The organism is Streptomyces sp. NPDC059582 (genome assembly GCF_042735715.1).
Taxonomy (GTDB): Bacteria; Actinomycetota; Actinomycetes; order Streptomycetales; family Streptomycetaceae; genus Streptomyces.
Map to the genome: position 1 here is coordinate 15870 of NZ_JBHWCC010000037.1, position 12725 is coordinate 28594.

The window sequence follows — 12725 nt, forward strand, 5'->3', positions numbered from 1 at the left end:
GCCCGCGCTCAGGTACGCCATGCCTCGATCGGGTTGCCGAGCCAGCGGGTGTCGTCGGGGACGGACTCCGCCGCCATGACGAGCGACGCGGGACCCAGGGTGGTGCGGGCCCCGATCGTGCTGCCGGGCAGCACGATCCCGCCAGGGCCCAGCGTGGCACCCTCACGGAGGACCACCGTACCCGTCCGCAAGATCCGGTCGTGGAACAGGTGGGTCTGGAGCACACTTCCACGGTTCACGGTCGACGCGTCCTCCAGGGTCACCAGGTCGGTCTCCGGCAACCAGTAGCTCTCCACCCAGGTACCCCGGCCGATGTGCGCGCCGAGCCCGCGCAGCCACGCCGTCATCACCGCGGTACCCGGTACGGCGCCGGCCAGCCAGGGCACGGCCACGACCTCCACGAAGGTGTCCGCCAGCTCGTTGCGCCACACGAACCCGCTCCACAGCGGATGCTCCGCGGCGCGGTGCCGTCCCACCAGCAGCCACTTGGCCACCACCGACACCAGACCCGCGACCGCTCCCGCCACCAGCAGCACCAGCCCCGACAGCAGCGGAGCCCAGACACCCAGGGCGCACAGCGCCGCCACCGTCGCCACGGCGAGCGCCGCGGAACAGAACACGGGCACGATCCGGCACAGCTCCACCAGACCGCGCGCCCACAGCAGCCGGGCGGGCGGGTCGTAGGTCCGGCGCTGGTCGGAGTCGTCGGCGGCACGCGGCAGCTTCACCGGCGGCAGCCCCAGGTAGGAGCTGCCCTTCTTCGCCTTCTTCGGCGTCGCGGACAGCACGCCGACCAGACCGCCGTCCGGCACCGACCGGCCCGGCGCGGTCATCCCCGAGTTGCCGAGGAAGGCCCGCCGCCCGATCTCCGCGCGCCCGATCCGCACCCAGCCGCCGCCGAGCTCGTACGGCGCGGTCAGCGTGTCGTCGGCCAGGAACGCGCCCTCGCCGACCGTGGTCAGGCTGGGCAGCGCGAGCACCGTGGACACCTCCGCGCCCCGCCCGATCCGCATCCCCAGCAGCCGCAGCCACACCGGCGTGGCCAGCCCGGCGTACAGCGGGAACAGCGTCTGGCGGGAGAGGTCCATCAGCTGGCTGACCGTCCAGGCCTGCCAGCCGACCCGGCTGTGCGTGGGATGCGTGCCCTCGCGCAGGCCCAGGCTCAGCAGCCGCACGCCCACCAGCAGCAGCAGGGCGTACGCCAGGCCGTAGGCGAGCGTCGCCGGCACCAGCGCGACCGCGGCACCCCGCAGCGCCCCGCCGAGACCCGTGCCCGGCGTCACGAACTGCCGGGCGACCAGCAGCGCGGCACCGGCCGCCGCCACCGACAGCAGCGTCAGCGCGGCGCCCGTCACGCCGTACATCACCCGCCAGTACCGGCCCCGCTGCGGTCGCTCCTTGGGCCAGTTGCGCTTGGCCTTGCCGAGCTTGACCGCGGGCGCGCCCGCCCAGCGCTGGCCGGTCGGGATCTGCCGGGTGACCGCGGAGCCGGGGGCCACCTCTGCCCGCTTGCCCACCCGGGCGCCCGGGAACAGGATGCTGCGCGTGCCGACCACGGCGTGCGCGCCCACCCTGACCGGACCGATCTCCAGCCGGTCGCCGTCCAGCCAGTACCCGGACAGGTCCACCTCGGACTCCACGGCCGCGCCCCGGCCCAGCTTGAGCAGGCCGGTGACGGGCGGCAGCGAGTGCAGGTCCACGTCCGGGCCCACCCTGGCGCCCAACGCGCGTGCGTAGCGCTCCAGCCAGGAACCGGTCAGCGAGGTCGCCCCGCTGAACTCGGCCAGCCGCTCGGCGGTCCACAGCCGCAGATGGACGCCGCCCCCGCGCGGATGACGGCCGGGCTTCACGCCTCGCATCAGCAGCCGGGCCCCGCCCGCGGCGATCGCGAGGCGGCCCGGCGGGCTGTAGAACAGCACGGCTCCGGCGACCACCAGCCACCAGGGGGCCGTCGGCAGCCAGGAGTATCCGGGCAGCACGTTCCCGACCGCGGCCAGCGCGACCGTCCAGCGCAGCCCGAGCAGGGTGAACAGCGGAACGAGCAGAAGCAGCTGGACCAGCTGGGCGCGCCTGGGCACCGGGGCGACCGAGCGGCTCTCGCCGGCCTTCTGCACGGAGGCCTCGAGACGCTGGGCCAGCTTGCGCAGGGTCGGCTGCTGGTAGATGTCGAGGACGGCGGCGCTCGGGTAGCGGGTGCGCAGCCGGGTGGTGAGCTGGGCGGCGGCGAGGCTGCTGCCGCCGATCGCGAAGAAGTCGTCGCCGGCACCGGCCACGGGGATGCCGAGGACCTCGGTCCACTGCTCGGCGAGCCACGCCTCGGTGCCGTAGAGCTCCTCGGTCTTCGTGCCGGTCTCCAGACCCTCCAGGGGCCAGGGCAGGGCGTTGCGGTCGACCTTGCCGGACGTCCGGGTCGGCAGGTCCTCGACCGGGGCGAGCAGGGGGACCAGGGCGGCCGGGAGCTCGGCGCGCAGCTTCTCGACGGCCGCCGCCTGGTCCCAGCCGTCCTGGATGACGACATAGCCGACCAGGAGCTGGTTGCCGCCGCGGGCGGTGCGTACGGCGGCGGCCGCGCCCGCGACCCCCGGCAGGGCCTGGAGAGCCGCGTCCACCTCGCCGAGTTCGATCCGGCGCCCGCCGAGCTTGATCTGTTCGTCGGCCCGCCCCAGGAACACCAGCCCCTCCGGGTCGGCCCGCACCAGGTCGCCGCTGCGGTACGCCCGTTCCCAGCCGAGCGACGGCAGCGGCGCGTACTTCTCCGCGTCCTTCTCGGCGTCGAGATACCGGGCGAGCCCGACCCCGCCGATCACCAGCTGCCCGCCGGCGCCCATCGCCACCGGCTCCCCGGCCTCGTCGACGACGGCCAGCTCCCAGCCGCGCAGCGGCAGCCCGATCCGCACCGGCTCCTCGCCGGACATCAGGGCCGCGCAGGCCACGACGGTCGCCTCGGTCGGCCCATACGTGTTCCAGACCTCGCGGCCCTCGGTCACCAGCCGCTGCACCAGCTCGGGCGGGCAGGCCTCGCCGCCGAAGATCAGCAGCCGTACGTCGTTGAGGGTCTCCGGCTCCCACAGCGCGGCCAGCGTCGGCACCGTCGAGACGACGGTGATCTCCTGCTCGACCAGCCACGGGCCGAGGTCGGCGCCGCTGCGGACCTGGGAGCGGGGGACCGGCACCAGGCAGGCGCCGTAGCGCCAGGCCAGCCACATCTCCTCGCAGGACGCGTCGAACGCGACCGACAGCCCCGCCATGACCCGGTCGCCGGGCCCGATCGGGTCGTCGGTGAGGAACAGCGCGGCCTCCGCGTCGACGAAGGCGGCGGCGCTGCCGTGGGTGACGGCGACGCCCTTGGGCTTGCCGGTGGAACCGGAGGTGAAGATGATCCAGGCGTCGTGCCCGGCGTCGGGCCGGGCGGCCGGGATGTCCGAGCGGCCGTTGACGGTGAGGTCGTGACCGGCGCCGACGACCGCCCGCACCTGAGCCTCCCCGAAGACCAGCTCGGCCCGCTCGTCCGGGTCCTCGGCGTCCACCGGGACATAGGCGGCACCCGCCGCGAGGACGGCGAGGATCGCCACGTAGAGGTCGTTGGTGCCGGAGGGGACGCGGACGCCCACGCGGTCGCCGAGACCGACCCCCGCGCCCGCCAGCCGGCGGCGCAGCTTCTCCACCTCCACGGCGAGCGCGCGGTAGGTGAGGCGGACCGTGCCGTCGTCCAGGGCGAGCTCGTCGGGGTGCGAGCGCACGGAGGCGTCGAAGACGTCGACGAGCGTGCGAGGAGAGGCGGCCGGGCCCCCGGAGAAGCGTGCCCTGTCGCCGAACCGTGCGCGGATCTCGTCGTCGAGCAGGCCGAGAGCACTGCTCTCGTGTATGGCTGCCATCGGGTCCTCGCGTCTCGATCCCGGAAGCCTCCGGGGCGCCGACGGGCCCGCAGGTCTGCCTGGGGTTGTCCGGCTCGGCACCGTAACAAACCGGAAATCTTAGTACGACGCTAGGCTCGGGCCCTTGCCGCTGCCACTCGGATGGGCCGTCCGGGGGGCGTGCCGAGGTGCGCGACAGCGCGGCAGACCGCCTCTGACCTGCGGTTCTGCCGCGCCGGGGAGAGATGGCCCACACAACCGGCGGTCGGGAGCCGTTCGTTGGGCCGCGGCGCTCCTAATCCACAGCCGGGCGGCGCCCCGCGAGCAGTGCCGAGGCGAGGACGGCGGCCACGAAGGCCACGCCCGCGACCACCCACAGCGAACTGTGCACACCTGCTGTGAACGCCTCCCGCACGGAGTCCGCGATCGGCGGCGTCGAGCGCCCCGAACTGCTGCCCCCGCCGCGGGCCACGGCCGTCACCTGCGCCACGACCGGGGCCGGCAGATGGTGTGCGGCCAGGCGGTCCGGCAGGGCGCCGAGGAACCGCACGGCCAGTACGGCACCCAGGACCGCCGTCGCGAGCACCGAGCCGACCTGCCTGAACGCCGTCACGGCCGAAGAGGCCGCGCCCATCCGGGCGCCCTCCACCACCTCGAAGGCGGCGGCCGTCGACGGCGCGACCACCAGGCCGCTGCCCAGGCCCACCAGGACCAGGCCGACCGCGGTCACCGCGTAGCCGCCGTCCGCCTGCTGCCGCAGCAGCACCAGCGCCGCGACCGTCGTGAGCAGCGAACCGCCCGCCAGCAGCCGGCCCGCCCGGACCCGGCCCGCCAGACGCTGGGCCGTCGCCGTGGCCGCCACGAAGGCGAGCATCGCCGGCAGCAGTCGTAACCCGGTGCCGAGCGGCCCGAAGTCCCGTACCCGCTGAAGGAAGAGCACCTCCAGGAAGACCACGCCGACGAACACGAACAGGGCCGCGGCCGCCACGCACAGGGCGGCCGTGTAGCGGGCGTTGCGCATCATCCGCACGTCCAGCATCGGCGCCGCCGTCCGCCGCTCGGTCAGGACCAGCGCGGTCAGGGAGACGGCGGCCACCGCGAGGACGGCGACCACGACCGGGTCGTCGTACCCCGAACGGCCGCCGACCGCGATGCCGTAGACCAGGGTGGACAGGCCGAGTACCGCCCAGAGTTGACCGGCCAGGTCCAGTGGACGGCCCGGCACCTTCGACTCGGGCACCGCGCGCAGCGTGACCAGTACCGTGACCACCGCCAGCGGCGTGTTCACCAGATACACCGCGCGCCAGCTCGACCACTCCAGCAGCAGGCCGCCCAGCAGCGGCCCCACGGCGAGGCCGACGCCGGAGACGGACACCCAGATCGCGATGTACCGCAGCATGCGCGGCAGATCGACGAAGAAGGTCGTGGTGATGACGGCCAGCGAGGTGGGCAGCACCAGCGCGCCGCCGAGTCCGCTGATGCCCCGGCCCACCAGGACCTGCGGATAGGCGCCCGCGGTCGCCACCACCAGCGAGCCCGCCGCGAGCAGCACGGCACCGGTGAGGAACACCCGGCGCCGGCCGAACCGCTCGCCCAGCGCGCCGCCGGACAGGACGCAGGCCGCGACCACGAGCGTGTACGTGCTGGACACCCAGCTCAGGTCGGCGGGCGCCACCGCCATGTCCACCTGGAGCGCCCGCAGGGTCGAGATGGCCGCCGTCACCTCGATGAAGGACATGAACAGCCCCAGGCAGGCGGCCAGCAGGATGAGACGGTCGTGCGGGATCACCGGTGGCGAAGGGGCTGACGGAGCCGAGGGTGCCGAGGGTGCCGAGGGTGCTGACGGGGCCGAGGGTGCTGACGGGGCCGACGGGTTCCCCGACTCGGTGTCCCCGGACTCGGCCGAAACCGTACTCATGTCGCCTGTGCCTCCTTGTCGGCCTGCTGGTCCAGCCGCCGCTTGGCCTCGTCCCAGGAGATCGGGAGCTGGTCCCGCTCGGTGTTCCAGAACACGAACACAGAGCCCTTCATCCCCGGACGCAGCCGGCGCACGCTCTTCGCGTGCGGGTCGGTGCGGTTGAAGGCGTTCAGGGCGTCCTGGTCCCGCCACGCCGACAGCGTCCAGAACGTCCGCTTCAGCGGCTCGGCCTGAAGAGAGGCACCGATCACCCCCGGCGAGCGCCGTACCTGCTGGAACACGATGAGCGACAGCAGGAAGAAGCTGGGCACGGACCACAGCGAACGCAGCTCCAGTCGCGAGGCCATGACCAGGGGCAGGCCCGTGGCACCCTCGGGAGCCGCCGCGTCCTTGTCGGCGCCGGGCAGCCAGGGAATGGTGGGCATCGGGTCTCTCCTCCGCTCGTGGGTGACGGCACGGGCCGCCGTCGCGGCGGGACGGCCCGCCACCCCATAAGAGTCCACGCGGGCGAAGATCCGGACACCCCCGCGGCGGCGAATTCCGGACGCCTCCGACCGGGCCCGACGGCCCGTGTCCCGGCCGGTGTTCCACGCATGTGCCCGCCTGTCGCGCTCGCCTGTCGCGCGTGCGCCCGCGGTGGTTCGTGCTCGCGCCCGCGGTGGTCCGTGCGCGCGCCCGCGGTGGCCGCCGCGAACCGATCCGGACACCCCGGCCGGGCCGCCATCGGAGCCTTCGATCGCCGATTCCCGCGCGCCGATCGACTGTTTGACCTCGTTTTCCGGCCCGGCCTACGGTTCTTCTGCGCCATCCGCCGGGCAACTCGCGGATCGCCAACCCCTTCAGAGGTATCAGCCCTCTGCGCGTCGGCCGTCGCTCAACGAGCCCGTTTCCACAACGTGACCGTTCCAGACAACCGTTCGAGCCGAGGTGCTGACCTGCCATGACCCGAGTCGCTGTCGTCGGAGCCGGAATATCCGGCCTCTCCGCCGCCTATCACCTGCCGGAAGACGTCGACGTCACCGTCTACGAGAGCCAGGACCGCCCCGGCGGTCACGCCCACACCGTGGAGGTCGACGAGGACGGCCGGACGATCGGCGTCGACACCGCCTTCGTGGTCTTCAACGCCCGCACGTACCCCGACCTCACCGCGTTCTTCGAGAAGCTCGGCGCGACCGCCCTCGACCACACCGGCGGCTTCGACTTCTTCGACCTGGACCGCGGGTACGACTACGGGACCGCCGAGTTCGAGCTCTCCGAGGACGAGATCACCGCCCGCTACCCGGCGGACTTCCTCCCCCTGTGGCGGGACGCGGAACGCTTCCACCGCGAGGCACCCCGGGACTTCCTGCGCAAACGCACCGACCTGTCGCTCGGCGACTACCTCGACCGCGGCGGCTACACCGACGCCTTCAAGTACGGCTATGTCGTGCTGCTCGCCACCGCCGTCTGGTCGGTGCCCGCGGAACTCATCTGGGAGATGCCCGCCACCACCGTCATCGCCTTCTTCATGTCCCACGACCCCGGCGGCCTCGGCGGCCGCTCGGTGGCCTGGAAGACGGTGTCGGGCGGCAGCGTCGAGTACGTCCGCCGGGTCGTCGCCGCCGTCAACGGCCGGGTCCGCACCGGCAGGCCCGTCACCCGCGTCCGCGAGGAGCCCGACGGCACGGTCCTCGTCGCCACCGCGGCCGGCGAGGAGCGCTACGACTACGCCGTACTCGCCGCGCACGCCGACGAGACCCTCGCCCTGCTGGAGCGCCCGACCCCCCGCCAGACGGAGATCCTCGGCAAGGTCCGCTACAGCTCCACCCGGGCGATCCTGCACACCGACCCCTCCAGCATGCCGCCCCGCCGCGAGCGCTGGCAGAGCTGGAACTACGGAGTGAAGACGGTCGACGGCGGTCCGCGCACCTGGGTCGCCTACTACATGAACGCCCTCCAGGGCTTCACCGCCCGGCACGACTACTTCGTCACGCTCGACTCGCCCATCGCCCCGCGGGACGAACTCGTGCTGCGCGAGCTGCCGTTCACCCACCCCGTCATCGACCTGGACGTCCGGGCCATGCAGCGCACGGTCTACGACGTCAACGCACCCGGCGGCCGGGTCAAACTGGCCGGCTCCTACTTCCACGCACCGCGGATCGGCGTCGACCTCATCGGCTCCCACGAGGCCGGATTCGTCTCCGGGCGCAAGGCCGCCGAAGCCGTCGCCCAAGAGATACGCCTCGCGCACCAGTGACCTACGAATCGAGGGGACTCCCCATGCAGCGTGTCACCGCCGAAGAAGCACAGGCCTGGCTGGTCGAGAAGCTCGCCGTCCGGCTCGGCGTCGACAAGGACCGGATCGACGTCGAGCGCTACTTCGACGAGTTCGACCTCGACTCGACGGAGGCGTTGATCCTCGCCGGCGAGCTGGAGAAGTGGCTCGGGTTCGAACTCGAGGCGACGGCGCTGTGGTACCACCCGACCATCGCCGCGCTCGCCGAGCACATCGCCGAGGAGAGCGACCGCCATGTCGCTGCGGCCTGACCCCTTCCGGCAGGCCGCCCGCGAATTCCTGCTGACAGCGGTGCGCGGGCCCGGCGGCCGGGGAGCGGACCCGACGGCGGTTCCGGTGACGGCTCCGGCGGCTGTGGTGGCGGAACCGGTGGTGGGGGCGGCGCTCGATCCGGCCGTGCGGCCGGTGTGCGCCATCCATCCAGGCGCTCTGCCGTCCACGGTGTGGCAGGGCCTCGCGGCCCGGCTGTCCGAGGACAGCGCACCCTACGTGTGCGATCTCGGCACCGTCCCCGCCTACTTCGCGGCGGGCCTGGACCCGACGGCACCCGTCGCCGGGGTCGGCGAGCTCGCCGCGCTGTGCCTCGCCGAGCTGACCGCGGCCGGGCTCACCGAGCGGCCCTTCACCCTGGTCGGCTGGTCCTTCGGCGGGGTCGTCGCCTACGAGATCGCCGCCCGGCTCGACGCGCGGGGACTCGGCGACACCCTGGAGGCGCTCGTCGTGCTCGACTCGATCGCGCCGATCGCCGCGTTCGCGCGCGCCGAGGAGGAACTCGAACCGGCCCGGCTTCTCGACTGGTTCGCGATGTACCTGGGCGCCAGGCGCGGCCGACGGCTCACCGTCGACCCGCGGGCGTTCGAGGGCCGCCGTGTCGAGGAGGACGGCCTGGGCGTCCTCCTCGACACGGCCGTGGCCCAGGGCGTGCTGCCCGCGGACACCGGCGAGGCGGGCCTGCGCAAGCTGTTCGGCGCCTTCCGGGCCGGCCTCGTCCGCAACACCCGGTGCACGGCCGGATACCTGCCCGACCCGCTCGACCGCACCGTCACCGTGGTCAAACCGGAGCGCTCGCTCCTGCCGGAGAGCCCCGACCTCGGCTGGTCGCAGCTCAGCGGCCGCCCGCTGGTCCGGCTGGACGTCCCCGGCGACCACTACACGCTGCTCCAGGAACCGCGGACCGTGGCCGCGCTCGCCGCCCTGCTCGACGGCCCGGCGCACACCACCGCTCCACGGACGGGCTGAGCCCTGCCGTCCCCGCACCGCACCGCACCACATGTCCCACGTACTCGAAGTCCGCGACGCCACGACGCGCAAGCCCGACAGGACCATCGGAGGACCATCGTGCACTACTCACGTCTGGCAGAGACGCCGATCGCGATCGTCGGGTTGGCGGGCCTCTTCCCCAAGTCACGCGATCTGCGCGAGTTCTGGCACAACATCGTGGACGCCAACGACTGCATCGAGGACGTTCCGGCCACCCACTGGAACCCCGAGGACTACTACGACCCCGACCCGGCCGCCGAGGACAAGACCTACGTCAGGCGCGGCGGCTTCCTGCCCGAGATCGCCTTCAACCCCATGGAGTTCGGCCTGCCGCCGAACACCCTGGAGGTCACCGACATCCTCCAGCTGCTGTCCCTGACCGTGGCCCGGGACGTGCTGCGCGACGCCGGCGCCGACACCGCGAACTGGTACGACGCCTCCCGCACCGGCGTGGTCCTGGGCGTCACCGGCGCCAACTCGCTCACCCAGCCGCTGTCCGCGCGCCTGCAGACACCCGTCCTCAAGGAGGTCGTGCGCAGCGTCGGCCTGAGCGAGCAGGACGCGGAGGAGATCGCCCGACGGTTCAAGAAGGCGTACATCCCGTGGGAGGAGAACTCCTTCCCCGGCATGCTCGGCAACGTCGTCGCCGGCCGCATCGCCAACCGCTTCGACCTGGGCGGCACCAACTGCACCGTCGACGCCGCCTGCGCCAGCTCACTCGCCGCCGTCAAGCTCGCGGCCAGCGAACTCATCGAGGGCCGCGCCGACATGATGATCACCGGCGGCTGCGACGCCGAGAACACGATTCTCATGTACATGTGCTTCAGCAAGACCCCGGCGTTCTCGAAGACGCAGCTGATCCGCCCCTTCGACGAGTCCGCCGACGGCACCCTGATCGGCGAGGGCATCGGCATGCTGGCGCTCAAGCGCCTCGCCGACGCCGAACGCGACGGCGACCGCGTCTACTCCGTACTGCGCGGCATCGGCACCTCCAGCGACGGCCGCTTCAAGAGCATCTACGCCCCGCGCGCCGAGGGCCAGCAACTCGCCCTGCGCCGCGCCTACGAGGACGCCGGCGTCTCCGTCGGCTCCATCGAGCTGTTCGAGGCGCACGGCACGGGCACGGCGGTCGGTGACCACACCGAACTGTCCGCGCTCTCCTCGGTCGTCTCGGCCGGCACCGACGACCACGGTTACGCCGCCATCGGCAGCGTCAAGTCCCAGATCGGGCACACCAAGGCCGCGGCGGGCGCCGCGAGCCTCATCAAACTCTCGCTGGCCCTGCACCAGAAGGTGCTGCCGCCCACCATCAACGTCGAGACGCCGAGCACCGCCGTCGACCCCGTGAACACCCCGTTCTACGTCAACACCGTGGCCCGCCCCTGGGTCCAGGACCCCGAACGCGGCAAGCGCCGCGCCGCCGTCTCCTCCTTCGGCTTCGGCGGCACCAACTTCCACATGGTGCTGGAGGAGCACACCGCGGCCGGTCCCGAGGCCAAGGTCCTCGGCCCGGAGGCGCACTGGGGCCTGTGGCACGCGGCCGGTCCCGAGGCGCTGGCCGCGCGCATCGAGAACGGCGCCGCACCCGCCGAACCCGGCCCGATACCCGAGAACCACGCCCGTATCGGCGTCATCGCCCGGACCGCCGAGGATCTCGCCGAGCTGCGCACCACGGCGGTGGAGACGCTGCGCGCCCGCCCCGACGCCGAGTCCTGGCAGCACCCCAAGGGCATCACGTACCGCCGCGCGGCACTGCCCAGCCCGCTGAAGACGGCGGCCGTGTTCGCGGGCCAGGGCAGCCAGTACGTCGGCATGGGCCGTCAGGCGGCACTCGCGCTGCCCCCCGTCCGCGCCGCCTACGACCGTGCCAACCGGCTCACCGAGGGCCCCGACACCCTCGCCCGTACGGTCTTCCCGCCACCGGCCTTCAGTGACTCCGCCCGCCGCGACCAGGAGGCGGCCCTGCGCCGCACCGACTACGCGCAGCCCGCCATCGGCGCCCTCGCCTCCGGCCAGTACGCCTGGCTGCGCGAACTGGGCTTTTGCCCCGACGGTGTCATCGGACACAGCTTCGGCGAACTCACCGCCCTGTGGGCGGCCGGCGCCCTCGACGACGCGCGGTTCGCCGAACTCGCCCGCGCCCGCGGCCGTTCCATGGCCCCGCCCGAGCGGGCCGCCGCCGACTTCGACCCCGGTGCCATGGCCGCCATCCGCGCCTCCCTCACCGACGTCCAGGGACTGATGGCGACCTACCGCAGCGTCGCCATCTGCAACATCAACGCTCCCGGCCAGATCGTCGTCGGCGGTCCGACGGACGAGATCGACCGGCTCGTCGCCGACGCCTCCGGCCGCCGGGTCCCCGCCAAGCGCCTTCCGGTCTCCGCGGCCTTCCACACCGGCTTCGTCGCCCACGCCGCCGACGCGTTCCGCGAGGCCGTGGACCGCACCGGGCTCGGCGTCCCGACGATCCCCGTCTACGCCAACACTCCCGGCTCGTCGTACGGCGCCGACCCCGCCGCCAACCGGCGCACCCTCGTCGACCAGTTGCTCCAGCCCGTCGACTTCCTCGCGGGCATCGAGCAGATGTACGCCGACGGCTTCCGCGTGTTCGTCGAGTTCGGCCCCAAGCGGGTGCTGACCGACCTGATCGACCGCATCCTCGAAGGCCGCACCGACGTGGTCACCCTCGCGGTGGACGGCGGCCCTTCCAAGGACGGAGAGCTCTCCCTGAAGCGCGCGGCTCTCGAACTCGCCGTCCTGGGTCTGCCGTTGACCGGCCTGGACGAGTACGTCGCCCCGCACCCGGAGCAGCCGGTCCGCAAGGGTCTGAACATCGGCCTGCGCGGGATCAACTACGTGACGGAGGAACGCCGTTCGGCCTACCGCGCGGCACTGTCGGAGCCGATACCTGCCTTGCCCGCGGCCCTGCCCGCGGCCCCGGCCGAGGTCCCGGTGGTGGCCCCGGCGGCCGTCGCGCAGACACCCGCCCCCGCGGCGGAGGGCGGCGTCGAGGCCGTACTCCAGGAGGGCCTCGCCCTCCAGGCGGAGATCCTCACCGCCCACGCCGACACCGTCCACGCCTCGGTCCGCTCCCTGGAGGAGACCGTCCGCTCCGGAGGTCACCCCGACACGGAGGCCGCCCTGCGCCTCATCCAGGAACACGGCGCGGCGATCGGCGTGGCCCACGAACGCTCCACGCGACTGCTGCTGGACGCACTGCGCGGCAACGGGGGAGGGGAGACGCCGGCGCCCGCTCCCGCGCCGGCACCCACACCCGTGGCCGAGCCTCAGGCTCCCGTTCCCGTGGCTGTTGTTGCGCCTGTCGCCGTTGCCGAGAGCCCGGTTGTTGCGGTGGCCGGTGTGATGGAGGCGTTGATGGGGGCGGTGGCGGAGAAGACGGGTTATCCGGTGGAGATGT

The 12725-nt window shown here is 73.1% G+C and carries 7 protein-coding genes; 4 read left to right on the forward strand and 3 right to left on the reverse strand.

What is annotated here, in order from left to right:
• Positions 1-8 precede the first annotated feature (8 nt).
• The 3 genes from ACFV0T_RS27695 to ACFV0T_RS27705 form a co-directional block, all read right to left on the reverse strand.
• A complete protein-coding gene (locus ACFV0T_RS27695; RefSeq protein ID WP_385784571.1) occupies positions 9-3875 on the reverse strand; it encodes a Pls/PosA family non-ribosomal peptide synthetase in 3867 nt (1288 codons plus the stop codon).
• A gap of 274 nt (positions 3876-4149) precedes the next feature.
• A complete protein-coding gene (locus ACFV0T_RS27700; RefSeq protein ID WP_385784574.1) occupies positions 4150-5643 on the reverse strand; it encodes an MFS transporter in 1494 nt (497 codons plus the stop codon).
• A 125-nt stretch (positions 5644-5768) separates the two neighbouring features.
• Positions 5769-6197 carry a DUF3291 domain-containing protein gene (locus ACFV0T_RS27705; protein ID WP_385784577.1) on the reverse strand — a complete coding sequence of 143 codons (429 nt, stop codon included), beginning with the start codon at positions 6195-6197 and terminating at the stop codon, positions 5769-5771.
• 515 nt (positions 6198-6712) lie between these two features.
• Here ACFV0T_RS27705 and ACFV0T_RS27710 point away from each other — a divergent pair.
• The 4 genes from ACFV0T_RS27710 to ACFV0T_RS27725 form a co-directional block, all read left to right on the forward strand.
• Entirely contained in the window at positions 6713-8008 is a 1296-nt protein-coding gene (locus tag ACFV0T_RS27710; RefSeq protein WP_385784580.1) for an NAD(P)/FAD-dependent oxidoreductase, read from the forward strand.
• A 23-nt stretch (positions 8009-8031) separates the two neighbouring features.
• Positions 8032-8298, forward strand: coding sequence for an acyl carrier protein (locus ACFV0T_RS27715; protein ID WP_385784583.1), 267 nt, complete (start codon positions 8032-8034; stop codon positions 8296-8298).
• On the forward strand, positions 8282-9286 hold the full coding sequence (locus tag ACFV0T_RS27720) for a thioesterase domain-containing protein (RefSeq protein WP_385784586.1): 1005 nt from the start codon (positions 8282-8284) through the stop codon (positions 9284-9286). The genes ACFV0T_RS27715 and ACFV0T_RS27720 overlap by 17 nt, the downstream gene beginning before the upstream one ends.
• Before the next feature lie 99 nt (positions 9287-9385).
• Positions 9386-12725: beta-ketoacyl synthase N-terminal-like domain-containing protein (locus tag ACFV0T_RS27725; protein ID WP_385784589.1), on the forward strand; the 3340-nt coding region annotated here is incomplete at its 3' end.